The organism is Streptomyces sp. NPDC055189, from assembly GCF_053606765.1.
Map to the genome: position 1 here is coordinate 57,889 of NZ_JBSGSG010000020.1, position 26,970 is coordinate 84,858.

Genomic DNA, 26,970 nt, shown 5'->3' on the forward strand with positions numbered 1-26,970 from the left:
CCTCCGCCACTAACATCACAGTCGTCACAGGGGGCGCCACCAGCCCTTCCGCATCGCATTCTCAGGACGACGGACGACCGTGAAGATCAAACGCGTACGCATCGAGAATTTCTGCTGTCTGCACAAAGTGGACATCGTCTTCGAGGAAATATCCTGCTTCATCGGTCCCACCGGTGTCGGCAAGTCCACCGTGCTGCGCGCACTCGATTGGTTCTTCAACGGCGAAAGGTCCCTCGCACTCAGTACCGACGACCTTCACTCGGCAGCGGAGAGCGAGCGCATCTCCGTGGAGGTGGAGTTCGACGGACTCACCGACCAGGACCGTGAGGCCTTGCAGCGGTATGCGCCCCAGGGCGCCGAGAGCATGAGCATCTGGCGGACCTGGCAGGACGGCGAGGACAAGATCACCGGCAAGGCTCTTGCCTACGCTCCTTTCGAGGAGGTCCGTCAGCACGAGAAGGCTCTGGACCTGCGCCGGGCCTACAAGGAGCTCATGGAGAGTGACCCGACTCTCGGCCTCCGGCCGGTCGGCAGTATGGCAGCCGCCGAAGAGGCCATGCGTGTATGGGAGTTGGCGCACCGCGACCGGCTCACCGAGACGGAGATCGAGGGCACCCACTTCTTCGGATTCGCGGGGCAGAGCAAGCTCGCCGAGCTGATCGACTTTGTCTTTATCTCCGCCGACCTGCGCGCCTACGAGGAGGCCGACGACCGCAAGAAGTCGGCGCTCGCCCGGATCCTTGACCACACCGTGGACCGCACGGAGGCGAACGAGCAGCTCGAGGCCATCGAGGAGGCCGCGCACCAGGAGCGTCTCGACGTGCACTCCAAGGTGTACGGGCCCGTGCTGGAGGACATCTCCGCCGCGCTGTCGCGGGAGGTCGCGCAGTTCACCATCGGCCGCGAGATCGTCGTGTCGCCTGTCGTGCAGGCGCCGAAGCTGGCCAGGACGACGTTCCAGATCAGCGTCCAGGACGGGGCGGCTCAGACCTCCGTCCACCGGCAGGGACACGGGTTCCAGCGTGCGCTGATCATCGCCGCGCTCAAGCTGCTCGCCGAGCGCAGGCGCCCCGGCGGGGCGACGCGGACGCTGTGCCTCGCCATCGAGGAGCCGGAACTCTTCCAGCACCCGCCGCAGGCGAGGGTCTTCGCCGAGGTGCTGCGCGGTCTCGTGGCGGCGTCCCCGGACGGTCGGACCCAGGTGATGTACGCGACGCATCACCCCGTCTTCATCGACCCGCGCAGCTACCACGAGGTCCGCCGGCTCAGCCGCGACGGTACCGCGGGGCATCCGGTCACGCGGGTGTCGCAGGTGTCCGAGGCCGAGCTGTGCCGGGATCTCTCGGAGCTGGTGAGCGAGGCGTCCATCCGGCGCAAGGCGGGCATCATGTGCGCCGGTGCCTTGGCCGACGGGTTCTTCGCGCGAGCGGTGGTGCTCGTCGAGGGCGACACCGACGGGGCCGTTCTGACCGGCTGCGCGGAGCGCATGGGGCTGAGCCTCGGCGCGCAGGGTGTGAGCGTGATCAACGTCGGGGGCAAGAGCAACATCTTCCTTTGCCACGCGATCCTCACTGCCCTGGGAGTGCCCACCTACGTCGTCTTCGACGGTGACGCCGGCAAGACAGAGCGCAGCCGTTCAGGGGTGCAGCTGCTGCCGGAGCTGGAGCGGCTTGCCAAGGAGGCCAAGATCGAGGAGCAGGCGCGCAAGGACGCGGAGGAGAACGCCAACCTCCTCGGGTACTTGGGGGCGCCGCGGACGCCCTGGCCCGTGACCACCTCCGCTGCCACGCATGCGGTGTTCGCGGACACTCTGGAAGTCTTCCTCAAGGACAGGTGGCCGTCTTGGGACAGCCGTCGGCAGGAGCTGATCGACTCGGGGCACGGTTTCGGCGCGAAGAACTCCGCGACCTACCGGGAGGCGGCTCTGAAGGCCGACTCCGGTCCCCCGTTCGAGCTCATCGCGATGCTCGAGAACGTGACGGCGATGGCTCGGTGACGGGCGGCGGCGTGCAGCGAGTCAAGGGCAGTTGCGTCCTGTCGACTCTGTGATCACTACGTCCTCCAGGCGGACGGAGAGTGACTCCGTCCGCCGGGGGTCCCAGAGCCACACCCGGTCTCCGGAGGGCCCGAAGGTGAGCAGAGGCTTCTTGCTGTCGAGTGGGCCGTTGAAGACGGAGGGCTTCTTCTGCAAAGGCTCGACGCACACGAGACTCCCCTCAAGCCCAAAGTACGTCGCCGGTGTCGTCCCGGCTCGGGCGGCCGTCCAGGCGCGTCCCGCGGCATTCTCCGCACCGGCCATTCCGGCGAGCATGGACATGCTGACGATGAAGAGCGCCAACAGTGGGACTCCGACCTTCACCATGCCCCGTGAATGCACCCACTGGTGGTAGTGGCGCATCCAACCGGCGAATGCGACAACGAGCAGAGCGAAGGCCAGGGAAACACCCATAGGTTTGAGAGCAGCGGCATATTGCCAGTAGAGCGACGTAGGCGCTGCATCTGTGGGGAGATCGAACCCGGTCCTCAGGTACACGGTGTGGATCAGGCCGCCGAACCACGGCAAGGTCAGAGCGAGTGCGGGGACCAGTACAGGGATGGCCCAATTTGCGTTCCGGCTGAACCAGGAGTGGACCAACGCGTATGCCAGCCCGTAGAGAACGAAGGCGAGAGTCGCGCCTCCCATCGCGGCGTACGTCACGACACGCGCCACCTCTGCAGGCGGTCCGGGCGCAGTGACGGCCAGCATGAAGCCGAAGGCCGTCATCATCCCGACTGCCGACGCGCCCCAGGCAAGTTGGACCCGAACAGGCCGGTGCACGCGAGTGCCGAGGATCGCGCGGCCTACGGGCCACGTGAGCGCCATGGCCATGAGGAGCGGAAGGAGGAGGCGCAAACCATCAAACGCGGTGAGAGCGTATCCGCAGGCCAGGGCGAGGATCATGCCTGACATAAATGGTAGAACGATGCGCCACTTGGACGGGTTCTGGTCGGGCGGTGAGGCATCGGTGTCTCGCCCCTCCATGCCTGTCGGAATGTGGAGTCGGAGCCTCTCCGGGTCATACGGGCGTCCTGTGAGCGCTCCATGTTGCAGCCGGTCGGCGACAGCCTGAACGTCTGGCCGTCCAGGCTGTTTGACGATACGGAGGGCGGTCATGGACTTGAGGACGGCCCGCAGACTGAACAGTCGCGTCGGTGCGTCCGTGTCCCTCTCGCGCGCGTGAAACACCGTCCGGTAGTCGTGCTCGAGATCGTGCTCGATGAGCGCCGCGTCCACGACCCACATGCCCGCCTGGTGCCGACGGGCAAGGTTTTCGATCTCGCCGACAGCAGCTTGCACCGCACCGAATCGTGCGCCGTACAGCCGGACTTCCACGAGCAGGCCACGTCTACCGGTACCGATCGATTCGGGATTCGGTGCCTCCCACGGCCGGACGGTCCAGCCGCGTCCCTCGAGCAGTTGGGCGGCCAGGCCGGTCTCGTCCGGTGCGTCGATGATCGCGACCAGTACCTCCACTCGCCGATTGAACGGCTCGGCGGGTAGTGCTGCCGCTGCTGTCTCATCTGTCGCCGGCGATGGAGCGGAGCCGTTCCGGGGCGGCGGGATCAGCCCGGGAGAACTCCTTCGTGGCTGGCGTAGCGTACGCGGCATTTCAGCGATCCTTGAGTCTGTTCCGGTGAAGGCGGAGCGGGGTAGGCAGTGACTAACGAGGCCGATGGCGAATGGGAGTTGGCTGATACTCGACCCTCGCCAGAGTGGCCTCCGAGCTGCAAGAATTCCTGCACGCCCAGAGAAGCTACGGGGTCGCGCAGGGGGAGCAGTACACACCATGTCGTACGCAGGACCGACCGACGGTCAGCCGGAGCAAGATGCCCCAGAACGAGGCATCTTCGACTGTGTGGAAGCCCACCGCAGTCCACTGCCCAGGGACTACGAACGGGTGTTTCAGACGGGCATGGTCGTCCTCGACACGAACGTGCTCCTGAACCTCTACCGCTCCAACGAGCGGACGCGCCTCGACACTCTCGCTGTCCTGGACAAGCTGCGCGACCGGCTATGGGTGCCGCACCAGGTGCTCACCGAGTTCTGGCGCAATCGCGAGTCCAAGTCCGTGCGCCACCACCACAGCACCAAGGCGAAGGAAGCCAGTGTTGCCCTTGACCGGGTGCGGAGGTCAGTCGGGGACGCGGTTGACCGCTGGGTCAAAGACGTTCGCCTGAAGCCCGACGAAGACGTGACACAGCGGATTCAAGAGGGACTGAAGGTCCTGGGCGAGACGATGGACGGGCTCCGGGAGATCATCGACGGGCAAGCGCAGCGCGACGCGCTGTCCGGTACCGCAGCTACGCACACCGATCCGGTTCTCGCTGAGCTGGAGCCGCTCCTGAAGGGGCGGATCGGTGAGCCCTTTCCACAGGCCGACCATGACAAGGCCGTGCAGGAGGCCCAGAAGCGGGCCGGCGACGAAGTCCCGCCCGGTTACGAGGACTTCAGGACCAAGCCGCCCGAGCAGGCTGCCGGTGACTATCTGCTCTGGCTGCAGCTCCTGCAGGAAGCAGAGCGGCGGGCGTGCGATGTTCTTCTCGTCACGGGGGATGTGAAGAAGGACTGGTGGACCCAGCGCGACGGGGACATCCCGGCGCGGCCCAGGCAGGAACTCGTGAACGAGATGCGCGATGCCACTGGTGCGCGTCTCTATATGCTGACGCCCGCCGAACTGCTCACCACTGCGGAGGACTTGCTTGAGGGGCTGCACGTCGACAAGGACTCTGTCAACGATCTCGAGCAGTTGCGCAGCGCCGACCGCGAGGAAGACACGCCCGAGGGCGGCTGGGTGAAGCACACGCTCGACCTCTTCATCTCAGAACTGCGGATCCGTTACCAAGCCCAGGCCAAGGTGATCATCGCGGCTGCGGCCAACGGCGGATTCGTGGATCGGGCGACGGTCTATGAGCTTGCCGAGTACCCGGGGGACCGGCAGCTCAAGGGGTTCACTCGCCCTGTCAGCACCGTTGCCCGGGAGCTGGAGGACGAAGGAGTACTGAGCGGGGAAGAGCCTTTCCTTCTCCACACCATCTACGGTTCGCCGACGGAGCCCTCATGGGCGACGGGGTTCCGAATCCCTGAAGAGACCGTTCCGCTGTTGCGAGAGAGCTTCGAAGGCGGACCGCTGTGGCCCGTTTCGCAGAAAGACGATGCCGATCCTGACGACGGCGCCGCCGACGCGAAAGGCTCGGAGCGCGGCGAAGAGTAGCCGTGCAGCGGCCCAGTGGCCGGTTCGCATTCTTGTGTCCACTTCACCTGCCTGTCACACAGAGAGCGGCGGGGTGTGAGACGGGGAGGGCGATATGATGGAGTCGGGAGACAGGGACAGGCACGGGAGCAGGGGGAGTGTGGCCCCTTCCGGCTGGGCGAGGAAAAAGTTCGGCAAGGACGCGGCACGGCTGACCGCTGCCGTACCTGAGCGGCTGAACCGTGCACACCTACGGGCTCAAGCGGGATACAAGGCATCCTGAAGCGTCCAGGGTCGTCGTACGGCCACACTCTCGGCGATGCGGTGCGCGAGGAACTCGCGCAGGAGGCCGAGACGCTGAACAGTATTGTCAGGTCGCTCCGAGGCAAGGACTACGCGGTCATCAACGACCACGTGCTCTTCCCCTTCAAGTACGACAGCCGCCCAGTCCCCGTGGAGCAGGCCCGGATGAAGGACGCGTCGGAGGTGCGGCGCAGGCTGTTCGGCGCGCACGGGCCCGAGGAACAGGACGCCATCTTCCCTGCAGACGAGTACACCACTGAGGAATACGACCGGCTTCACGAGGCATTCGAAGAACTCGGCCGTACGGCGAAACTCGTCTCCGTCTTCTTCACGTGCGATCCGGAGAACGGCGTTCATGCCATCCACTGGGGAGAAGCCCGGCTCGAACCTGACGGGACCTTTTCCTGGGACCACCGGGAAGAGCTTCCCGTCGTCGGGGCGTGACATCGGTTCTCACGGCAGCGATGTTCGAATGCGCAGGTCGGCACCCGCTCGCGGCTGGCAAGATTGGGGAGACGTACGCGCTGTGCGGATCGTGTGAACCGCTGACCGAGGGAACGAGAGCTGCTGATGTCCACGACCGATCTCTTCCTGCGAGATGTCATCGACATCAAGGAAGACGTCCACGCCGGCGATTTCAAGGTGGAGCTGACAGGCGGCTTCACCGAGACTGATGCGCGAGTCGCCGAGTATGTGGTCACGGACCAGCTCAATCAGGCCTTCGGCCGGGCGCTCGGAATGGTTCGGGCGGCGGTGCGCAGCGGGAACTCGCACGCCGCGTATCTGCACGGGTCGTTCGGGTCCGGTAAGAGCCACTTCCTCACCGTCCTGCACGCCGTCCTGAACAACGAGCCGTCCGCGCGTGCGAAGCCGCGCCTGCAGGAAGTGATCGCCGAGCACGACGACTGGCTGCGCGGCAAGAAATTCCTCATGGTGCCGTACCACCTCGTCGGCTCCACCGACCTGGACTCGGCGTTGCTCGGCGGATACGTCGCCGCGGTGCGCAGGCTGCATCCGGGGGCGCCGACGCCGCCCGTGTACCGTGCCGACGCGATGCTCGCCGATGCCTCGAACCTGCGGGCAAGTATCGGGGACGAGGCGTTCGTCAGGTTGCTGCCTGGCACGGCGGAAGGGGCCGGGGGCGCGGGCGGCGACCTTGACGATCTCGACGTGATCGACGGGGCGGGAACGGGCTGGACCGCGGGTGAGCTGGACCGGGCCTTCGCCGCGCCCGCCGGGGACGCGCTGCGCGACCGGCTGGTCTCCGCGCTCCTCACGGGGCCCATGTCCTCTTATGCGCAGGGTGCCCGTGGCGACGCACAGGCATTCCTGCCGCTGGAGAACGGGCTCGCCGTCATCAGCCGGCATGCGAAGTCGCTCGGATACGACGGCATCGTGCTGTTCCTCGACGAACTGATCCTGTGGCTGCAGGCTCACATGTCGAACCGCGAGAAGGTCAACTCGGAAGTCAGCAAGCTCGTCAAGCTGATCGAGTCCGGTGACAGCGCGCGGCCGCTGCCGATCGTGTCCTTCATCTCCCGGCAGCGAGACCTCTCCCAGCTTGTCGGCGCGGACGTCGTGGGCGCCGACGTGAAGAACCTGGAGCAGCAGGTCGAGTACCTCGCCGGACGCTTCGACGTGATCAGTCTCGAGGACCGCAACCTTCCGGAGATCATCAAGGAGCGGATCCTCAAGCCGAAGAACAACGAGGCGCGTGCCGCGCTCGACGGCGCGTTCAGTGCGATCGAGTCCACGAACGCTCAGGTCAAGGATGTGCTGCTGGACGCCAACGGCGCCACGCGCGCGGACTGGGCCGACTTCCGTGCCGTGTATCCGCTCTCTCCCGCGCTCCTGAACGTGCTCGTCGCGCTTTCGGGTGCCTTGCAGCGTGAGCGGACCGGTCTGAAGTTGCTGCAGGAGATGCTGCGCCGACGCCGGTCCGACTTCCAGCTCGGCCAGCTGATCCCGCTCGGTGACCTGTGGGACGTGCTGTCGGACGGAACCGGCGAAGCATTCACGGACCGGCTGCGCAACGAGGCGGAAGCTGCGCAGAACTTCCACGCGAAGGTGCGGGCTTACCTGCTCGAGAAGTACGGATCCGAGACCCATGAGAAGTTCATCGCCGACGAGCGCTTCGTCAAGACGCTGCTGCTCGCCGCTCTCGCCCCTGATGTGCCCGCGCTCACCCGGCTGACCGGTACCCGTCTCGCGGCCCTCAACCACGGATCGATCCGCTCACGCACCGTCGCGCCGGGATCGATGGTGGTGGGCCGACTGCGCGAACTACAGGCCGAGTTCGGCGAGATCCGGGCCGATGGCGAGCAGGACCCGGTCTTCACTCTCCACCTGTCCGACCTCGACATCGAGCCGCTCCTCGACATGGTCGCCGACGAGGACCGCACCGGAGCCCGGCGGATCTGGGTCAGGGACCAGTTGTGGAAGGCGCTGGGGCTGAAGGACACCGGTGCGTTCGTCTGCGAGCACGAGGTCGTCTGGAAGGGGACGCGGCGTACCGCCGAGTTCGTCTTCGAGAACGTACGAGACAGCGTGCAGCTGCCCAGCGAGCAGTTCAGGCCAGGTGTTGACGGGCGAGTCCGGTTCATCCTTGACTACCCCTTCGATGACGGTCAGCACTGGCCCAGCGATGACGCGCGGCGCATCGACGAGCTGCGTGCCGAGGGGCTCATGGCCCCGACGCTTGTCTGGCTGCCTTCCTTCTTCTCGGAACAGAAGAACGCCCAGCTCGGCCGGCTCATCAAGATCAACTATCTCCTCGAGCGAGACCGGCTCGACGACTATGCCGGGCATCTCGCGTCGGACGACCGGGTTCGCGTCCGACACCAGCTCGCAGCGCAGCGGGACACGCTTACCACCCAGCTCTCGGCGACGCTCGGCCAGCTGTACGGCATCGCCAAGGCAGAGGAGAGTAGTTTCTCCGTCGAGGTCGACGGAGGGGTGCACGTCCTGTCTCTGCTGCCGGAATACGGCAGGCCCCAGCTGCAGGGTGCCAAGTCGTTCCAGGACAACATGCTTCACCTGGCCGACGGCGTCTTCGGTGCGTTGTACCCGAAGCACCCGGACTTCGATCGGGCCCGGGAGCGCAAGGCGGTGGCCCTGTCGGAGCTGAAGACCGCACTCACTTGGATCACCCGGGCCATGGACGACGGCGGGAAGCGCGTAGAGGTCGACAGCCACCACCTCAAGATCGTGAAGAAGATCGTCGAACCGCTGGAACTCGGTCAGGTCCACGACGGCCCCCTCGTGCTGCGTAACGACTGGCGTGGCCGGATCAACCAGTGCGCGAGTCAGCATCGTCCGGGGGAAGAGGATCTTGCTGCCGATGAGATCCGTCAGTGGATCGTCAAGGACCTCGGCTGGAGCGGGCTCGACAAGAACATCAGCAGCCTGATCATTGCGACTTACGCGCTTCTTGACGGCAGGGCTTGGCTGTACCACGGCAGCCCCCTGCCCCAGCCGCCCGAGCTGGAGCGCATCGGATCGGGCATCGGGCTGCGGGCACAGGAGCTGCCGAGCGAAGAGGAGTACGCAACGGCCCGTGAGCGGGCGGCGAAGATCTTCGGGCTGCCTGTCCAGCACCACCTCTCGGTGGGCAACGTCAGCAAGCTCTATGCCCGTACGCGCGACAAGACCGAAGCGCTTGAGCAACCGGTCAACGCTGTTCGCACCTCCCTCGGCAGGCACGCCGCAGCCCTGGGAATCGACCCGGCCGCAAGCGCGCGGGTCCGGTCCGGGCGGCATGCCGCGGACCTGCTGGCCCGCCTGGGCCGCCACCGGGATGCGACCGCTCTCGTGCGGGAGCTGGCCGCGGTGTCGTACGACGTCAGTGACGAAGTACTCGCAGTCGCGATCAGTTCCGCTCCCGAGGTACTGGCAGCGCTGGACGGCGCCGACTGGGCGCTGCTGGAGAGCGTGCAGGGATTCGCCGGGCGTCAGGACAGCATCGGAGAACGCGCTGATCGGCTCCTCGAGGAGGTTGCCCGGGCTGCGGCGGAGAGCGAATTCGAGCGGTCACTCGTGCCGATCCTGGACGGCATTCGCGGCAAGGCTGTGGCTCTTGTACGGGACGCGGCCACGCTTGCGCAGGTGGCGGAACCGATCACTCCGCCGGAGACTCGTCAGCGTACGGCGGACGACGTCACCTTGGTGGATCCCGCAGTCACACCCAGGCAGCAGGAACAGAAAGGAGGCGGCGCCTCTCATGCGGCCCATTCCCGCTCCGTACACTTGGAGCCGACTCACCTCGAGAACGAGCTGAACAGCCTGTGGGACGACATCCTCGCCTACTCCGCAGCCCACCCGGGGATGACGGTGCAGGTCACCTGGCATGCCGTGCCCAAGGACGGGGATGCCGAAGCTTCGGACACTGAGGCACAGCACTGATGGCAGAGCGGCCGCTCGTCAACCGGCGGATCATCGAAGCACTACTCGACACAGAGCTGCGGCGGGCACGCGACCGCCGGCTGGTCCTGGTCAACGCCCGTTATGACGACTCGGCGCCGACTGATTTCACGGCGCGTGTGGACGGCGTCCAGCGCCGAGTGCACGTCAGCGCCGAGGACTCGGTTCTCGGCATCGTCGAGGCTTGGCAGCGGCACCTGGCGGCAGAGGACGGGGACCGGTTGTTGGTGATCGCGAGCGGTGTGTCCGTGACACAGCTGGGATGGGACATCCGGGCTCATGCGGTCGGACGGCGAACCCTGGGCGTCGACCGGGTGGAGATCGTCAAGCAGCTGTTCGGCGCCACTGACCTCGATCCACGTATGTACCGCGAGACTTGGCTGCTCGACGCGTTGCTGGAAGCCGAGCCCGCACAAGGGTGGCCGCGTGGTGGAGCGGTACTCACACGGGACGCCGCTGTCCGGGCTCTCGTCGCCGAGCGGTTGCATCTCTCCGTCTCCGAGGGCGAAGGCCCATTGGACTTGGACGCCGACGCGCTCCTTGCCTGGTCCCGTACGACGGCGGGCCCCGCGCGGTTCGCCGAACTGCCGGAGGCGGAGCGCGCGGGACTCACGGTGTGGCTCACCGAGATCGTCGGCGCTGCCGCTCCCACGCTGCTGGCTCTCGTCGCCGATGGTCGTGGACAGGACGCCATGGCGCTCGGTGTGCTGGGCTCCGTACTCAGTTCCCCCCACGCACCTACAGGGGCGACCTTTGCACTGGGCGGCCTTTTCGGGGCCACACTCCGATCGTCCGACGACCTTCCGCCTTTCACCGACGCCGTCACGGGGACCCTCGCCCGCTGGATCGCCCAGGCCGAGGGCAACAGCGCCCTCGGGGCAGAAGCGCGCGAGCGTGTTTACGCGGTATTGGACCGTGCCGACGAGCTGGCCGTCACCGCAGGGCTCCATCAGGCGCTGCGAGCCGACCCCCTCCTGCCATCAGGGATGAGGACCCGGCTTCGCGACCTCGCCGCCGCCCTGGACGGGTCCGTGCCTGACGCGGAAGCCAAACTTGGACAGGTACTCGCTCACCAGCTGGCATGCCTGCACCCGGCGAGCTGCGATGCGGCACGCATGGCCGTAAGGCTCGTGCGGTGGCTGAGCGAGCAGACTTCCGCTGTGGAGTCGGTCGCACAAGCAGTCAGCGAGAACGTCGCCCAATGGGGCTGGGCCGACCGGGCATTGGCTGTTCTGTCTGCCGGTGACCCCATAGGGGATCCGGTGGTGGGGCAGGCATACCACCGGCTGATCGCTCTGGCGCGTGAGAGGCGCGGCGCCCTGGACGAGCAGTTCGGAAATCGGTTCGCTGCGTGGACAAGGACGGCGGCGACTGCGTCGCCCGGCGGTGCACTGCTCATTGAGGACGTACTGGCAAAGCTCGTCGTACCGCTCGCGGCGCAGGCGCCGCCGCTGGTGCTGGTGCTGGACGGGATGAGCGCGGCGGTCGCGGCGCAACTGAGCGACGAGATCGACCGGCGGGTGTGGACGGAAGTGGTGCCCAAGCAGTCCGATTCCACGGCTCGGAGGCTGGCAGCAGTGTCCATGGTGCCGTCGGTCACCACCATCAGCCGGGCCTCATTGCTGAGCGGGCAGTCGACCGCGGGAGGACAAGCGGTCGAGGCAAGCGGCTTCGCGGCGTTCTGGCAGAGGCACCGTCGCACCGGGGTTCTCTTCCACAAGGGGCAGATCGGTGGAGCGGAGGGGCACCGGCTTGCTCCCGAGCTACTGGAAGCACTCGCCGGCGACAGCGCGGTCGGTGTGGTGCTCAACACCATCGACGATGCACTCGATCACGGGCAGGAAGGGGAGCAGACCACATGGCGGCTACGGGACATCAGTCACCTCCTGGATCTGTTCAACGCGGCTCGTGGCTACGGCAGACCATTGGTTCTTGTCTCCGATCACGGGCACGTGCTCGACCGCTCCGAGCCAGGCCAAGGCCCGACAGATGCTCCCGGAGCGAAGCGCGCCAGATGGCGTACCGGGGAGGCATCTGACGGTGAAGTCGAGTTGAGCGGTCCGCGTGTACTGGAAGGCGACGGAACCATCGTCGCGCCGTGGCGTGAGGAGATCCGTTATACGCCGCGGAAGGCCGGTTACCACGGCGGGGCATCGCCTGCGGAGGTGACTGTGCCTGTCATCGTGCTGGTGCCTTCGCAGGACCTCAAACCGGCGAGCTGGACCGTACTGCCCAGCGAGCAGGTAGTGCCGGCGTGGTGGCACACGCGTGTAGAAGCCCGAGCAGTTGAGGAGCCGCCGGGCGAACCCGTGCGCAAGACGAGCCGTCGGCGATCGTCGGCGCAGGACGGCGAAGGGCTGTTCGCGGCTGCAGAGGTGGCGCAAGAGCCTTCGACGCTCGGCGACCGGGTGGTCCGCTCCGAACGGTACAAAGCGCAGAAGGCCTTCGTACGGCGCCCGCCGGACGTCAAGGCGGTCGCGGCCGTCATCGACGCGCTCGCGGAGATCGGCGGCAAACTCACCCCAGATGCTGTCGCGGCAGCGGCTGCCGCAGCGACAGGGCGGTCGCAGCGGAACGCAGAAATCTTCGTCACCGTGGTGCAGCGGTTGCTGAATGTCGAAGGCTATGGCGTGATCAATCTGGTGGAGGCCGGCCGGACCGTCGAGCTGAACGTGCTCCTCCTGAAAGAGCAGTTCGGAACGGAGGAGCAGTGAGTGGCGTCACTGAGGTAAGTGCGGCACGCCGCCGTGAGGTGATCGATGCACTGAGGCGCGGCACTGTTCCCCAGGCAGGGCTCGACCTGTTCGCTGTGGGGCTGGGCCGGTTCACCGGAGCCCTCGACGACGACATTGCCACGGTTGCGGGCAGCGGCTCCGCGTTCCATGCCATCCGCGGAGAGTATGGATCCGGCAAGACGTTCTTCGCCCGGTGGTTGGCCGAGCGTGCCAAGCGTGCCGGGCTTGCGACGGCGGAGGTGCAGATCTCCGAGACGGAGACACCACTGCATCGGCTTGAGACTGTCTACCGGCGGCTTACCGAGCGGCTGGCCACCGCCACGCACCAGCCGAGCGCGCTGCGAGCCGTCGTGGACTCGTGGTTCTACACGCTGGAGGAGGAGATCCTCGACGCGGGCGAGGTGGCGGACGACGACGAGAAGGCATTGGCGGAGGCCGTTGACGCCCTCATGGAGCAGCGCCTGGCTGAAGTCGCGCGCACCACGCCCGCGTTTGCTGCGGCACTGCGCGGATACCACAAGGCGCGCACGGAGGGTGACGCTGCCACTGCGGAGGCACTCATTGCCTGGCTGGGCGGCCAAAAATCAGTCGCAGCCTCCGCGCGGCGGTCAGCCGGCGTCCGCGGCGACCTCGACCACTTCGCCGCCCTGGGGTTCCTGCAGGGTCTGCTGACGGTTCTGCGGGACTGCGGTCATCCCGGCCTGCTGGTGGTCCTGGACGAGATTGAGACACTCCAGCGGGTACGTGGGGACGTACGAGAGAAGGGCCTCAACGCACTGCGGCAGCTGCTCGATGAGATCGACGCCGGCCGCTTTCCCGGCCTGTTCCTCGTCATCACGGGCACGCCCGCCTTCTACGACGGTCAACAGGGAGCCCAGCGACTGGCCCCGCTCGCCCAGCGTCTCGCGACCGACTTCACCACCGAACCACGCTTCGATTCCCCTCGGGCGGTGCAGCTGCGGCTCACGGGATTCGACCTGGCCAGATTGGGCGAACTCGGCCGGAACGTAAGAGACTTGTACGTAGGCGGAGCCCGTCATCCCGAGAGGATCGCGGCGCACGTCGACGATGCGTACATCGACGAGCTGGCCACTGCTGTGACCGGCGGACTGGGGGGCAAAGTCGGTGTGGCGCCGCGCCTCTTCCTGCGCAAGCTCATCGCGGACGTACTGGATCGGGTCGTTGAGTTCGCAGACTTTGACCCGCGTCAGCACTACGCGCTGACCATCTCCAGCACGGAGCTGAACGAAGTAGAGCGCAATGCAGCCGCGTCGAATGCCGACGACATCGAACTGGAACTGCCGTGAGCGGTTTCGCCGACCTCGATCCAGTCCTGGCCCATCACATCGTCAACTCCCTGGGCTGGCGCGGATTGCGCCCCCTGCAGGAATCGGCGATCGGGCCCGTCATGGCAGGTGAGGATGCCGTGTTGCTGGCACCGACTGCAGGTGGCAAGACAGAAGCAGCCAGCTTTCCGCTGCTGTCGAGAATGACGGCTGAGCGCTGGACCGGCACTTCGGTGGTGTACGTGTGCCCGCTAAAAGCGCTACTCAATAACCTGCTGCCACGGCTCGAGACGTACAGCGGGTGGCTTGGGCGTTCGGCGGCGCTGTGGCACGGTGATGTTGCGGCCTCAAGGAGAAAACGGATCCTGGCCGAGCGGCCGGACATCCTGCTGACCACGCCGGAGTCCCTGGAGGCCATGCTGGTCAGCACGCACACAGACCACAAGGCGTTCTTCGCGGGACTGCGCACTGTTGTCATTGACGAGGTCCATGCTTTCGCAGGCGATGACCGGGGCTGGCATCTGCTCGCAGTGCTTGAACGACTGCAGAAGACCGTCGGGCGTCCGGTGCAGCGGATCGGCCTTTCCGCGACGGTGGGCAATCCGGCCGAACTTCTGAACTGGCTGCAGGGCGCCGCAGCCGGACAACGGCCTTCCCGGGTCGTTGCACCGCATCTTGACGAGACTCCTGTGAACCGGAGTGTGGCGCCGCCCGCCGCAGATATCCAACTCGATTACGTCGGTTCGGTCGAGAACGCCGCCACCGTCATTGCTTCCCTTCACCGTGGCGAGAAGCGCCTCGTATTTTGTGAGTCAAGGAGGTTGGTCGAGGAGCTGGGCGAGAAGCTGCGTCTGAGGGGTGTTGCGACGTATCTCTCGCATGCCTCACTGTCGGTGGACGAGCGGCGGCGTGCAGAAGAAGCGTTCGCTGAGGCCCGGGACTGTGTCATCGTCTCGACGAGCACGCTGGAACTGGGCATCGACGTAGGCGACTTGGATCGAGTGATTCAGCTCGACGCGCCGGCCACGGTTGCCTCCTTCCTGCAGCGTCTGGGACGTACTGGGCGCAGGACGGACACCATGCGCAACTGCCTGTTTCTGGCCTTGAGCCGGGACGGGCTTTTAGCTGCGGCTGCGCTCTTGGTGCAGTGGTCGAAGGGCTGGGTGGAACCGGTCACGGCTCCGCCCGAACCACGGCACATCGTGGCCCAGCAGATCATCGCTCTCTGTCTGCAGGAGCATCAGGTTGGTGACCAGCTCTGGGCAGAGTGGTGGAACGGTTTCGGGCCTTTCGCAGGGGCAGCCGCCGAGCCGATCGTGCGACACCTTGTCAGCGAGGGGTATCTGGACCAGGACGCCGGCATGCTGTTCGTCGGCCCCGAAGCTGAGCGCCGATTCGGGCACCGGCATTTCATGGGTCTCACCGCAGTGTTCACTGCACCACCTCAGTTCACCGTGATGCAGGGGCGCACCGAGATCGGAAAGACTGACCCGGACCTGCTCACGGAGAGCGTCGAAGGACCGCGCAAGCTGCTTCTGGCCGGTCGGAGTTGGCTGGTCACTTATATCGACTGGCAGCGGAAGCGCTGTTTTGTGGAACCAGTCGAGGGGGGAGGAAAGGCCAAGTGGAGTGGGTTCGGATTCGAGCGGGTGACGTCATTCGAGCTGACCCGAGCCGTGCGTGAGGTCCTGCTCGGGGCTGACCCGGATGTGACCCTCACCAGGCGCGCCGATAAGGCCCTGGCAGAGGCAAGAGAGCATTTCTTGGAACACGTTCATCCTGGTGGCACGGTGGTAATCCGCGGTTCTGGGGGCTACCTGCAGTGGTGGACCTGGGCGGGACACCGAGCAAATGCCACGCTCGCGGCGTCCCTCGGAGCCATTGCCTCTCCTTCACAACGGGCCAACGACTGTTGGATTCGGTTGAGGGAAGACACCAACCCGCGGACTCGGAAGCAGGCCGCTACAGATGCGCTGCCGCAGCTCTGCCTCCCAGATATCGATGAACGCGCTGTAAAGGGACTCAAGTTCGCCGAAGCGCTGCCACCGCGCTTGGCCCAAGCCACTCTGGCGGCCCGGTTTGCGGACTTGGAGGGCGCACGGACTGTCCTCGGGGAGCCTGTGAGGTTTGGCGCCGGCGTCGGTTGAGGTTTGGTGCCTATGCCTGAGGGGTAACCCGCGCCGCTGTCGGCATTGAGACATGACGCTCTCCGATGGGAGAGTGTTGCGGTCTGGTGGCCGTGTGTCATGCACTCAGGTGAGTGAGCAGGTCGTCCCCCGCCGGGTAGGGGCGCTCCTCGGGGAGCAAGGTTTCGGCGATCGCGAGGTCGTTCTCGCGTACGAGGCTGTGGATCGCCTTGGCCTGCTCGGTGACGTTGGTGATCGCGACCGTCCACTCGTCCGCGTAACGCCGCGCGGCGTCGCCCGCCAGGCCCAGCTGGAGGGAGCGGTAGGGGAGCGGGTTCAGGTGCAGATCGCGTTCTGGGTCCCACTGGACCCGGGTCGGCGCACGCCTCAAGCCCCGCTTCCAGGAAGCCTGATCGGGGTGCACGCCGCGCGCATAGTGCGACAGGCACGCGTGGCGGAGCGCCCACTCGAAGCCTTCGCGGTCTATCTCCACCGCGAGAACGTTCTCCTGCCCTTCCTTGGTGGCCCAGCCGCAGCGGTACATCATCCAGAGGAAGGACGGCTTGATCCACGTCATGCGATCCCGCTTCCAGGCGTCCGGGAAGCGACCGGTACGGGCCGCGGGGCCCGCGATCCCGGGGGCGTACGCCTGGTAGACAGTGACGGTCGACTCCGTGTGCAGGGCGCGGATCTGGTGGGTGGGCGGTGCGGTACTGACGGCGACGGCGGTGTCGGTGCGGTTCATGCCTGTCAGCCTGCGGTCCGTGTGTGCTTGCTCGCCAGCGAATTGTCGGCGCTGTCGGTATCACGAACGTAGGGTTGGAGCCTACGTTCGTCGTCATGCCGAGTGAGTTGATCAGCGGGGCAGTGGTCAGCGTCGGCTCGGCAGGGCTCGGATTTCGTCGCCAAGATCAGATACGGGGATTTCGTGGCCTCGGCTGAAGCTCTTGACCGTCGCGTGGCTTTCGCGCTTCGGGACGCGTGAGGTGTAGCAGGTCTCGGTCTGCCTGCATTGCGGACAGAACGTGTACGTGACGAACGGGGACAGCGGCACGCAGCCTTCCGTCGTGAGCAGGTAGAACGCGTCCGCGGTGACCGGCTCGCTCCATTCATACGTCTGGCGTTCGAAAACCGGGTGGTCGCCCGTGGCATTCCGCGCCACGACGTGGAAGGACCGAGTTCTCTGCCGGTAGTCGCACGTCGCGATGCACAGCCAGGGCAATTCCTCCAGGAACCGAGCTGAGGCGAGAGCGTGTTCGAGGAATGCTCCGCACTCTGCCACGCGCAGAGAGGCCTCGGGCTGACTGAGCGGTTTGTCGCCGTGAGCGGTGCGATTGCGTTCGCTCTTCAGTGCCTTGAGATCGTCGACCATGCCGACCACACCTGTGGAGAATCCCACGGGCAATTGTTCATGCTCCGCAGCAAGAGCGCAGACCTGGTCGAGCCCCGCCGTCCAGGTACCGAACGTGGTGCCCGTCGCGAGGTAGGCGCTGCGCAGCCCCGACAGCAGGCGGAGACCCGAGTCCGTTCCCGGCTCGTGAACGAGTGCGGCCGCCGTGACGCATACGGTGAGGGCGAGACCCTCGGCGGCGTCAAGCATCGCTTCGTACCGGTCTCTGGAGGTGTCCGCCTGCTGGAGCGCGCGGATGGCGCGGGCGACGGGGTGCGGCAGCGTCTGCCGTGCGTGTGTCAGAACCAGGGATCCCTGGACGCGGTTCAGGGTGTCCCGGTCCGCTCTGCGCGGTGGCGGGGGCCGCGTTCCTTCGACCGGGGGAGACGGGGAGCGGTTCTCCTGAGTCACGGGAGGCGGGACGGGGCGCAGCGGCGCCGGGGGAGGGCTGCTCTTGTGCGTACGCCATCTTCGCCGCCTGATCAGGAGACGGAACCACGCCGGCACCATGCCGAACAGAACCGTGAACGTGATGGTCGCCAGCAAGGTGTCGAGCCACGCGGGCATACCGCGTGGATCCTCGCTCGTGCCGATGGCGAAAGCCGTCATCCCCGCCATGAACGCCGTCGTCCAGGCTGCCCAGTCCCGGTGGAGGGGCGCGTCGTAGAGCCTGAGCACCGTGTTGCGCCGTTTTACCGGCGGCAATGGCGGAGGCGGTGGGGGTGAGGGCATCGTTCCGGCGCCGCTGTTCATGTATGTATGGTGACGGGGTATATGCCGGACAACTAGGCCTCGTTGCTTATTAGTTGGGTTGGCGCCGGGTAAATTCGGCGCGCCTCATCCGGGCTGTGGCCGCGGTGTCGGCCCTCGGACCGCTCGTGTGGCATTCACGAAACGCCCACCAAACGTCACATCCCCGAAATACGCCCGTCCCTTCCCCTCCCGAACCACCGTTTACGCTTGATCACAAGCCCAGGCCGATGTCGTCCGGCGGTACGTACCCGTTCCGATGACGACAGGAGCAAGTGAGTCCGGTGATCCCGCGCGCAGCTTCCCTTCCGCCCTGGCTCGGCCATGCCCTGCGTACGCAGCGTGGGCCTGTTCCGTGGCACTCCGTGGTGCGGGGTGCCCTGGCCGCGGGGCCGCTGTTGTGCGCGGGCGTGGTTGCCGGGCGGGTGTCGCTCGGGGTGGTGGCCGCGCTCGGGGCCATGCTTGCCGGGTTCAACGACCGGCCCGGCGGGCGGCGCGTCGCCGTGCGGCGGCTCGGGGTGCCCGCGCTCGCGGGGGCGGGCGGCATGGTCTTCGGGGCGTACGTCGCCGAAGCCGTCGGAGGCGCGTGGCTGCTGCCTCTTCTGTTCGCGGTGCTCGGGCTGGTCGCCGGTGCCTTCAGTGCTGTCGGGCCCGTTGCCTCCGCCGGCGGTACGCAGCTGCTCGTCGTCGCCGCCATCGGGGCCGGGATGCCCTTGCCGGAGCCCGGCTGGCAGCGGGCGCTCTTCTTCCTCGCCGGGGCCGCGTGGCTCATCCTGCTGAGGCTGCTGCTGCCCTCGCCGCGCACGGGTTGTCTCGGCGGTGCCGCTCGGCCCTATCGCCTTGACGGAGAGCGCGCTGCCGTCTCCGCCGTGTACGAAGCCGTCGCCGCGCTGCTCGATGCCGTCGGCACCTCCCGGGCGACCGACCGCCGCGCCGCCCTCACCGCCGCGCTCGACCAGGCGCAGGACGCCCTATCCGGGCCGCGCCTGCGCCGGCACGCCAGCTCGGCCGCCGAGCGGCGCCTGCACGCGCAGTACCTCGCCGCACTGCCGCTCGGCGAGGCGGCGACCGCGCTCGCCTGGGCCGGTGTGCCGCTGCCCGAGCGCGCGGGGGAGGGCCCCCGCCGTCTCGCCGCCGCCATCCGCGACGGCGTTCCCTGCGGCCCGCTGCCCGCGCCCGCCCGCTCCGGCGCCGGGCTCCGCGCCCTCGACGACGCGCTGCTGCACGCCGCCGAGGCCTCCGACAGCGGCACCGCGAGGCCCCCGCACGGCCGCCGCCGCGGACCCGTCGGCGTACTGCGCACGGCGGCCGGGCCCGGCGGACGCGAGTACGGCGTGCGGGTCGCGCTCTGCTTCGGGGTGAGCGCCGCCGTCGCACAGGCCCTGCACCACCCGCACTGGTACTGGCTGCCCGCCACCACTGTCTTCCTGGTCAAGCCCGACCTCGGGCCGCTGGTATCCCGCGTCCTGTGCCGCGCCCTCGGCACCGTCCTGGGCGCGGTCCTCTTCGCGGGGCTCGCCGCCCTGCTGCCGCGGCCCGCCGGGCTCGTCGCCGTCGTCGCCGTGTGCGGTGCGCTGATCCCCGTCGCCACCCGGCACTTCGCCGCCCAGACCGCCGTCGTCACGGTCCTTGTCCTCGCCCTCGTCATGGTGGGCGGGGAGCCGCAGGCCTCTGTGGGGCGGATCGGCGAGACCCTGCTGGCCTGCGGGATCGTCCTGCTCGTCGGGCACCTGCCGTGGCCGGTGCAGCGCGGCGGCCGCGTACAGGACCGGCTCTCCGCCGCCCGCGACTCCGCGCACGCCTACCTGCGCCACGTCCTGAGCGGCGCCCACGACGGCGCCCACGACGGCGCCCACGAGGGCGGCCGAGCGGGCGCCGAGCACCGCGCCGCCCGCTGGGCCCTGCGCCGCGACGCCTACCGGACGCTGGCCGAGGCCCGCGCCGCGATCGACGTGGCGGCAGCCGAACTCCCGACCCTCGCGCGGCACTCCGCGGGCTCGGAGAAGGTGGCGGCCACCCTCGAAAGCCTCGTCGACACCACGACCGCCTGCGCCGTGCACGTCGACGACACGGGACGCCTGCCGCGGCGCCACGCCGAGCGCATCGACGCACTGCTCGCGGAGCTCACCACGGTGGCCTGACCGCCCGCCCGGCCGGACCGGGCGCGGCTCAGAAGTCCACCCGCACCCTGTCGTCGAGCCGCGCCACCGAATCCTGCGCGTACTCCTTCACGTAGTCCTTGCGGATGTCCTCGATCAGCGCGTCGCGCTTGTGTGCCTGCGACGTCGGATACAGCAGGATCAGCTCGTACGAACGCTCGCGCTCGATCTTGCCGTTCGAGTCCCGCCACTGGCCGCGGCCGTCCTGCACCGTGAGCCCGTCGGGGAACGACGGTGTCACCTCGACGTCGATGAACTTCATGAACTGCTTGTCCGTCACGTCGGGTCCGCCGTCCGGGCGTTCGGTACCGAAGAGGAGGCGGGTCTCCGTATAGGCGTCACCGCGCGACACCTGTGTCGTGGTGGTCGTGCCGGACGCGCGCGTGTCCGTGTCGAGCGAGGCGTACGCGGCCGGGGCGCCGACCGCGAGGACCGCGGTGGCGGCCGCGGTCACGGCGAGACGCGTGCGGGAGATGCGGGAGAGTGTGAGGGCCATGAGGGCTGATCCCTTTCTGCGGGGGGGCAGATCAGTTTCCACGGGTTCTACGAGCGGGTGGATCTCTGCGTACGTTGATCCATAACGGGCGCAGACAGTAGCGGACACGCCGCACCCCCCGCCCTCTCCCGCATGGCCGCACGGCTGGATATCTCTCCCTGCCCGTAAGCCGCCGTCTTCCCTTCCGACACACAAATCCCATACGTTTCCGGGGACTTGACCGCAGCGGTGGAGGGACGGCCGGTATGAGGGCACGTACAGGGACAGGTCTTGCCACGACGGTCACAGCGGTCGCGGCGACGGTCGCGCTGGCGCTCGGCACCGCCGGGTCCGCGAACGGCACCGCCCCCGCCGCCGCCGATCCGGCTCCGCAGTCGCCGTACGCCTCCACCACCGGCGTCGGCGTCCACAACGCCTACGAGAAGTCGAAGTACCCGTACTTCGCCGACGCGCTCGACTCCGGCGCCGGGATGCTCGAACTCGACGTGTGGACCAATGTGTTCGGCAGCGGCTGGCGGGTCTCGCACAGCAACCCGGTCGGGAACGACAACAACTGCGAGAACGCCGCGACTCCGGCCGAATTGCGCACCAAATCGCGCAACCAGAGCTTCGCGGGCTGCCTCGCGGACATGGAGAGCTGGCACGACGCCCACCCCGGCCACCGGCCCATCCTCCTGAAGGTGGAGCTGAAGGACGGTTTCCAGGGGAGGAACGGACGCGGGCCCGCCGACCTCGACGCCCTCCTGAAGAGCAAGCTCGGCGACGCCGTCTACCGCCCGGGCCAGCTCACCGGCGAGCACGCCACCCTCGACGAGGCCGTACGCAGCGACGGCTGGCCCCAGCGCAGCGCCCTGGCGGGGAAGTTCATCGTCGAGCTCATACCCGGCACCGTCGAGCAGGGCAACCCGGCCGACACCCTGTGGACGGACCGTGAGTACGCCACGCACCTGCGCGACCTCAAGGCCGCCGGGCGCCTGGGCGACGCCGCCGCCTTCCCCGCCGTGCTCGGCGCGGAGGCGGGTGACCCGCGCGGGCGGTACGCGGACGCGGCGATCCGGCCCTGGTTCGTGCTGTTCGACGGCGACGCGTCCAAGTACGCGGGCGGCACCATCGACACCAAGTGGTACGCCGACCGGCGCTATCTGGTCGTCATGTCCGACGCCCACAACGTCGCCCCGGCCATCGACTCGGTGAACCCGACCGAGGCGCAGGCCCGCGACCGCGTCGCCCTGCTCGCCCGCGGCAACGCCAGCATCGTCTCGTCGGACTGGTATCCGCTGCCGGGCGTCCTCTCGACGGTGGTCCCGCGCGGCTGAGGCTCAGTCCGTGGCGAGCACCGTGTGCACCAGGGCGGTCCCCGGCGCCGTCCGGCCGCCGGGACCCGGTGTGTGCGTCACCGCCCCCGCCGTCAGCTCCCCGCCGCAGTGCGCGCACGTCACGCGGGGCTCGGCCGGGTGGCCGCAGGTGTCGTGGACGGGCAGCAGGGGCGGGCCGCCGCCGTCGGAGCGGTGGCGGTCGCCCCAGGTCATGAGGGTCAGGACGGTGCCGTAGAGCTCCTTGCCCGGCGGTGTGAGGACGTACTCGTGACGGATCGGCCGGTCCTGGTACACCCGGCGCTCGACGATGCCCTCGGCGGTCAGGTGGTCCAGGCGGTCCGCCAGGATGTTCGTCGCGATGCCCAGGTCGGCGCGGAGATCCTCGTAGCGGTTCAGGCCCAGGAACAGGTCGCGCAGGATCAGCACCGTCCACTGGTCGGCGATCACGGCCGCCGCGCGCGCCACCGAGCAGTGCATCCGGGCAAAGCGTTCGCCTCTCATGGCTAAAGAGTACTCGCTTGCTGTTTGCAAGGGACCGGCCTACGGTTGTCGGAGACGGTCCCTTGCGAATTGCAAGCCACTAGGTCAGGGAGGCGCCCCGATGTACCACGCCATCGTCCGCAGGAAGGTCCGAGCCCTCTGGCGCACCGCGGGCGACGGCAGCGGAAACTACCGCCCCGCCGTCGCCATGGCCGCCCCCGACCTGCGGTTCCGCTTCATCGGCGACGGGGTACTCGGCGCCGACCTGCGCGGCCCCGAAGCCTTCGCCGACTGGTTCGAGCGGGCGGGCCGGTGCATCCCCGGCATGCGGCTCAGCCTCACCGACGTGGTCGTCAAGGGCTGGCCCTGGAACACCGCCGTCGTCGTCCGGCTGCGTATCCAGGCGACCCTCGCCGACGGCAGCCCGTATGAGAACGAGGGCATCCAGTGGGCCAGGATCCGCTGGGGACGGATGGTGGAGGACACCGTCATCGAAGACACCCTGCGCCTCGAACAGGCCTGGCAGCGCCAGCAGTCGGCCGCGTCTTCGAAAGGCCGGGGTTAGCGCTCGACCCGTATCCACACTGGCGCATGGTCCGAGCCCGGCGCGTTCCTGCGCTCCGCCGGATCCTCGTCGCCGACCGACGGCAGCGCGGTCGCCGTCGTGCCGGGGACTCCCGTGCCCGCCTCGGTCACCAGGCTCAGGAAGCTGCGGCTCACCAGGACGTGGTCGATCAGCTCACGGCGCCCCGCGTGGATACGGGAGTAGCGCTGCTCGGCCGGGATGAGCGGGGCCGTGTTCCACAGCCGGTGCGCGTCGCCCTTGTCCGGATGTTCGAAGCCGGGCGTGCCGATCTCGGAGCCCGGCGGGCCGAGCAGGATCTGCGTCGTGGCCGCCGACACCTCGTCGTTCAGGTCGCCGAGCACCACGACGTCGTGGTGGCGGCCGTCGCCCTTCAGGAGCCGGTCGGCCACGGAGCGCATCAGCGTGGCCTCGGCCGAACGCCGGTACAGCGCGTACGCCCCGAAGCGGGCCCGCTCGCCCTCGTCCCGGGGCTGGAACCGGCCGCCGGGGTACGAGAGGAGCTTCGACTTCAGATGGCAGACGGCCACGTCGAAGAAGAAGGCGCGCGTCGTCACCGTCACCGCGAGCACTCCGCGCCCCGCCCGGTCCACCGGCTTGCCCGAGTCACCGGCCTGCACCGGGCGCAGCGGCGCGGGGAAGGCGTTCTCGTCGGCCACGACGAACACCGGGAGTGAACTGAGGAAGCCGACGCGGATACCGCGCTCGTCCGCGTGCTCCGAGAGCGTGGTGTGCCAGGTGCCCTCCAGCATCCCGGCCAGATCCGCGAGCGCCTCCGGATCGCCGACCTCCTGCACGCCGAGCACGCTCGGGTTCAGCGCCTTGATCGTCGCCGCGAGCGAGGCGAGCTTCGCCTCGTACGCGGCCTTGTCCTTGGGCCCGAACTTGCCGCCGGGCCGGTAGAGGTTCTCCAGGTTCCAGGTGCCGAGGAGCATGGCGGGCTCCAACTGTCGTCGCACGGGCGGTCGGTTGACGTCAGCGTGCTCGCGAAACCCGCGACGCGACAGGGCACGGGATGCGCACTCCCCGTACCGTGAAGAGATGACGCCGCCTCCCGCGCACGGCCCCGCCGATCTCGTCATCACGGGCTGCACGGCCCTCGTCCACGACGCCGGTGGGCAGGCCGGTTTCCTCGAAGACTCGGCCGTCGTCGTACGCGCCGGCCGTATCGACGCCGTCACCACCACTGCCGAGGTCGCGGACCTCCCGGCCGCCGAGCGCATCGACGCACACGGCCAGGCGGCCCTGCCGGGCCTGATCAACTGCCATACGCACACGCCGATGGTGGCCCTGCGCGGCATCGCCGAGGATCTGCCGGCGCACGAATGGTTCAACGACTGGATCTGGCCCATCGAGACCAATCTGACCGAGCGCGTCGTCGGGCTCGGCGCTCGGCTCGCCTGCGCCGAGATGATCCGGGGCGGCGTGACGACCTTCGCCGACCACTATTTCGCGATGGACAGCGTCGCCGACGCCGTGGCGGAGAGCGGCCTCCGCGCCAACCTCGGCGCGGCCTTCTTCTCCTCGCAGGGGCCCGACGGCCGCGCCGCCTCCCTGGAGTTCGCGCTGCGGCAGCGCGGCGCCGCGGACGGCCGCATCACCACCTCGCTGGCCCCGCACGCCCCGTACACCGTCGACGACGCGGGCCTCGCCGCGACCGCCGAACTCGCCCGCGAGCACGGCCTTCTGGTCCACCTGCACGCCGCCGAGGACCGCGCCCAGACCGACATCAGCCTGGAGCGCCACGGCCGCACCCCCATCGAGGTCCTGCACCGCACCGGCCTGCTCGACGTCGACGTCCTCATCGCGCACGGCACCGGCATCCTCGACCGCGACCTGCCCGTCCTGCGGCAGGGCACTGGACGCATCGCCGTGGCGACCGCGCCGCGCGGCTATCTCAAGTTCGGCTGGGACACCACGCCCGTGCGCGCCCTGCGCGAGATCGGCATCCCCGTCGGCCTCGCCACGGACGGGGCCGCGTCGAACAACACCCTGGACGTGTGGGAGTCCATGACGCTCACCGCGCTCGTACAGAAGTCCGCCCAGCGCGACCCGGCCTGGCTGACCGCGCGCCAGGCACTCGACCACGCCACGCTGCAGAGCGCACGAGCCGTGGGCCTCGGCGACGAAATCGGCAGCCTCGCGCCGGGCCGCCGCGCCGACATCATCCTCGTCGATCTCGACGGACCGCACACCCAGCCCGTGCACGACCTCGCGGCCACGCTCGTGCACAGCGCGCGCTCGTCGGACGTCACCACGACGATCGTCGACGGGCGGGTCCTGATGCGCGACCGGCGGCTGCTGACTCTCGATGTACCGCACATCGTCCGCGAGTTGGGCGCCGAACTGCCCGCCCTGATCGACCGCAGCCACGGGAAGCGGATCCAGGAGTACGAGGGCTGAAAGCAGGCGGGGAGAGAGGGCTGCCTAGGGTGGAGCCATGTCACACGCCCCGCACCCGGACCCCGCAAACGGCCGCATCGACGACCCCGCCGACGGTCTGGTCCACGACCCCGCCGACGGTCTGGTCGAAGACCCGTACGGCACTTACGCGCGCCTGCGCGACACCGCCCCCGTGCACCGGGTCGCGGGGCCCGACGGCAGCCCGGCCTGGCTGGTCACGCGGTACGACGACGTACGCGCCGCGCTCGCCGACCCGCGGCTCTCGCTCGACAAGAGCCATGCGCTGCCGGGCGGCTACCGGGGCTTCGCGCTGCCGCCCGCCCTGGACGCGAACCTGCTCAACATGGACCCGCCGGACCACACCCGCGTCCGGCGCCTGGTGGTCAAGGCATTCACGGCGCGCCGGGTGGAGAGCCTGCGCGCGCCGATCCGCCGCACCGCCGACGAACTCCTCGATGCCATCGCGCCGTTGGGCGGCGCCGACCTCGTCGCCGCTTACGCCGCCCCGCTCCCGATCACCGTCATCTGCGACCTCCTCGGCGTGCCCGCCGGACACCGCCCGGACTTCCGTGCCTGGACCGACGCCCTGATCGCACCCGACCCCGCACGGCCGCAGAGCGCGAAGGAGGCCGTCGTCGCGATGCTGGGCTTCTTCACGCGGCTCCTCGCAGAGAAGCGGAAGGAGCCCGCCGACGACCTGCTCTCCGACCTCATCGCCGTACGGGACGAGGGCGAGGGCGGCCAGGACCGGCTCACCGAGGACGAGCTGATGTCGCTCGCCTTCCTGATCCTCTTCGCCGGATACGAGAACACCGTCCAGCTCATCGGCAACGCCACCCTCGCGCTCCTGCGCCACCCCGAACAGCTCGCGGCCCTGCGCGCCAACCCGGCCCAAATCCCAGGGGCAGTAGAGGAGTTCAGCCGCCACGAGGGTCCCGTCCTGCTCGCCATCCGCCGCTTCCCCCTCGAAGACGTCACCATCGGCGGCGTCACCGTCCCCGCCGGCGAGACCGTGCTGCTCTCCCCGTCGGCCGCCAACCGCGACCCGCGCCGCTTCCCCGAGCCCGACCGCCTGGACATCACCCGCGACACCACGGGCCAGCTCGCCCTCGGCCACGGCATCCACCACTGCGTCGGCGCTCCCCTCGCCCGCCTGGAGACGGCGACAGCGCTCGCCGCGCTCATCGAGCGCTTCCCCCGCCTCGCGCTCGACGCATCGCCGGACGAGCTGCGGTGGCGCCCCTCGATGCGGGCGCGCGGACTGCTCGCGCTCCCGGTGACGTTCTAGCTCGC

Annotated in this window: 19 protein-coding genes; 13 read left to right on the plus strand and 6 right to left on the minus strand. The window is 68.4% G+C overall.

The annotated features are described in order from the left end of the window. The first annotated feature begins 79 nt into the window (after window positions 1-79). The gene (locus tag ACWFR3_RS17585; protein WP_453735467.1) at window positions 80-1,996 is read left to right on the plus strand and encodes an ATP-dependent nuclease; all 1,917 of its coding nucleotides are present in this window, start codon (window positions 80-82) and stop codon (window positions 1,994-1,996) included. Between the two features lie 21 nt (window positions 1,997-2,017). On the opposite strand, the gene ACWFR3_RS17590 is transcribed toward ACWFR3_RS17585, so the two are convergent. Beyond that, the gene (locus ACWFR3_RS17590; protein ID WP_453735468.1) at window positions 2,018-3,514 is read right to left on the minus strand and encodes a hypothetical protein; all 1,497 of its coding nucleotides are present in this window, start codon (window positions 3,512-3,514) and stop codon (window positions 2,018-2,020) included. A 313-nt stretch (window positions 3,515-3,827) separates the two neighbouring features. Here ACWFR3_RS17590 and ACWFR3_RS17595 point away from each other — a divergent pair, with 313 nt between their 5' ends. From ACWFR3_RS17595 to ACWFR3_RS17620, 6 genes are all read left to right on the plus strand, one after another. Continuing rightward, a complete protein-coding gene (locus ACWFR3_RS17595; RefSeq protein WP_453735469.1) occupies window positions 3,828-5,252 on the plus strand; it encodes a PIN-like domain-containing protein in 1,425 nt (474 codons plus the stop codon). 303 nt (window positions 5,253-5,555) lie between these two features. Next, window positions 5,556-5,978, plus strand: a complete 423-nt coding sequence (locus ACWFR3_RS17600) for a hypothetical protein (RefSeq protein WP_453735470.1) — start codon at window positions 5,556-5,558, stop codon at window positions 5,976-5,978. 126 nt (window positions 5,979-6,104) lie between these two features. After that, complete coding sequence (locus tag ACWFR3_RS17605) at window positions 6,105-9,935, plus strand: PglY protein (protein ID WP_453735471.1); 3,831 nt, start codon at window positions 6,105-6,107, stop codon at window positions 9,933-9,935. Next, complete coding sequence (gene pglZ, locus ACWFR3_RS17610) at window positions 9,935-12,667, plus strand: BREX-2 system phosphatase PglZ (protein ID WP_453735472.1); 2,733 nt, start codon at window positions 9,935-9,937, stop codon at window positions 12,665-12,667. Before ACWFR3_RS17605 ends, pglZ begins: the two co-directional genes overlap by 1 nt. Next, on the plus strand, window positions 12,664-13,995 hold the full coding sequence (brxD, locus tag ACWFR3_RS17615; protein ID WP_453735473.1) for a BREX system ATP-binding protein BrxD: 1,332 nt from the start codon (window positions 12,664-12,666) through the stop codon (window positions 13,993-13,995). The genes pglZ and brxD overlap by 4 nt, the downstream gene beginning before the upstream one ends. Then, window positions 13,992-16,121 (plus strand): DEAD/DEAH box helicase, encoded by a 2,130-nt coding sequence (locus ACWFR3_RS17620; RefSeq protein ID WP_453735474.1) that lies wholly within the window; start codon window positions 13,992-13,994, stop codon window positions 16,119-16,121. The genes brxD and ACWFR3_RS17620 overlap by 4 nt, the downstream gene beginning before the upstream one ends. A gap of 97 nt (window positions 16,122-16,218) precedes the next feature. On the opposite strand, the gene ACWFR3_RS17625 is transcribed toward ACWFR3_RS17620, so the two are convergent. Both ACWFR3_RS17625 and ACWFR3_RS17630 read right to left on the minus strand, forming a co-directional pair. Then, on the minus strand, window positions 16,219-16,845 hold the full coding sequence (locus ACWFR3_RS17625; protein ID WP_453735475.1) for a DUF4291 domain-containing protein: 627 nt from the start codon (window positions 16,843-16,845) through the stop codon (window positions 16,219-16,221). A gap of 126 nt (window positions 16,846-16,971) precedes the next feature. After that, on the minus strand, window positions 16,972-17,700 hold the full coding sequence (locus tag ACWFR3_RS17630) for a hypothetical protein (protein ID WP_453735476.1): 729 nt from the start codon (window positions 17,698-17,700) through the stop codon (window positions 16,972-16,974). A gap of 298 nt (window positions 17,701-17,998) precedes the next feature. On the opposite strand from ACWFR3_RS17630, the gene ACWFR3_RS17635 reads away from it, so the two are divergent. Then, a complete protein-coding gene (locus tag ACWFR3_RS17635) occupies window positions 17,999-18,157 on the plus strand; it encodes a hypothetical protein (protein ID WP_453735477.1) in 159 nt (52 codons plus the stop codon). Window positions 18,158-18,524: 367 nt separating this feature from the next. Further along, on the plus strand, window positions 18,525-20,381 hold the full coding sequence (locus tag ACWFR3_RS17640; RefSeq protein WP_453735478.1) for an FUSC family protein: 1,857 nt from the start codon (window positions 18,525-18,527) through the stop codon (window positions 20,379-20,381). Window positions 20,382-20,409: 28 nt separating this feature from the next. Here ACWFR3_RS17640 and ACWFR3_RS17645 read toward each other — a convergent pair whose 3' ends face one another. Continuing rightward, the gene (locus ACWFR3_RS17645; RefSeq protein ID WP_453735479.1) at window positions 20,410-20,895 is read right to left on the minus strand and encodes a DUF3574 domain-containing protein; all 486 of its coding nucleotides are present in this window, start codon (window positions 20,893-20,895) and stop codon (window positions 20,410-20,412) included. A gap of 245 nt (window positions 20,896-21,140) precedes the next feature. Here ACWFR3_RS17645 and ACWFR3_RS17650 point away from each other — a divergent pair, with 245 nt between their 5' ends. After that, on the plus strand, window positions 21,141-22,211 hold the full coding sequence (locus ACWFR3_RS17650) for a phosphatidylinositol-specific phospholipase C domain-containing protein (protein ID WP_453735480.1): 1,071 nt from the start codon (window positions 21,141-21,143) through the stop codon (window positions 22,209-22,211). 3 nt (window positions 22,212-22,214) lie between these two features. On the opposite strand, the gene ACWFR3_RS17655 is transcribed toward ACWFR3_RS17650, so the two are convergent. Then, window positions 22,215-22,712 carry a winged helix-turn-helix transcriptional regulator gene (locus ACWFR3_RS17655; RefSeq protein WP_453735481.1) on the minus strand — a complete coding sequence of 166 codons (498 nt, stop codon included), beginning with the start codon at window positions 22,710-22,712 and terminating at the stop codon, window positions 22,215-22,217. A 100-nt stretch (window positions 22,713-22,812) separates the two neighbouring features. Here ACWFR3_RS17655 and ACWFR3_RS17660 point away from each other — a divergent pair, with 100 nt between their 5' ends. Beyond that, complete coding sequence (locus tag ACWFR3_RS17660) at window positions 22,813-23,256, plus strand: nuclear transport factor 2 family protein (RefSeq protein WP_453735482.1); 444 nt, start codon at window positions 22,813-22,815, stop codon at window positions 23,254-23,256. On the opposite strand, the gene ACWFR3_RS17665 is transcribed toward ACWFR3_RS17660, so the two are convergent. Then, on the minus strand, window positions 23,253-24,209 hold the full coding sequence (locus ACWFR3_RS17665; RefSeq protein ID WP_453735516.1) for an endonuclease/exonuclease/phosphatase family protein: 957 nt from the start codon (window positions 24,207-24,209) through the stop codon (window positions 23,253-23,255). The genes ACWFR3_RS17660 and ACWFR3_RS17665 overlap by 4 nt on opposite strands. A 106-nt stretch (window positions 24,210-24,315) precedes the next feature. Here ACWFR3_RS17665 and ACWFR3_RS17670 point away from each other — a divergent pair, with 106 nt between their 5' ends. Then, window positions 24,316-25,677 (plus strand): amidohydrolase, encoded by a 1,362-nt coding sequence (locus tag ACWFR3_RS17670; RefSeq protein ID WP_453735483.1) that lies wholly within the window; start codon window positions 24,316-24,318, stop codon window positions 25,675-25,677. A gap of 37 nt (window positions 25,678-25,714) precedes the next feature. Next, entirely contained in the window at window positions 25,715-26,965 is a 1,251-nt protein-coding gene (locus ACWFR3_RS17675) for a cytochrome P450 family protein (protein ID WP_453735484.1), read from the plus strand. Window positions 26,966-26,970: the final 5 nt, after the last annotated feature.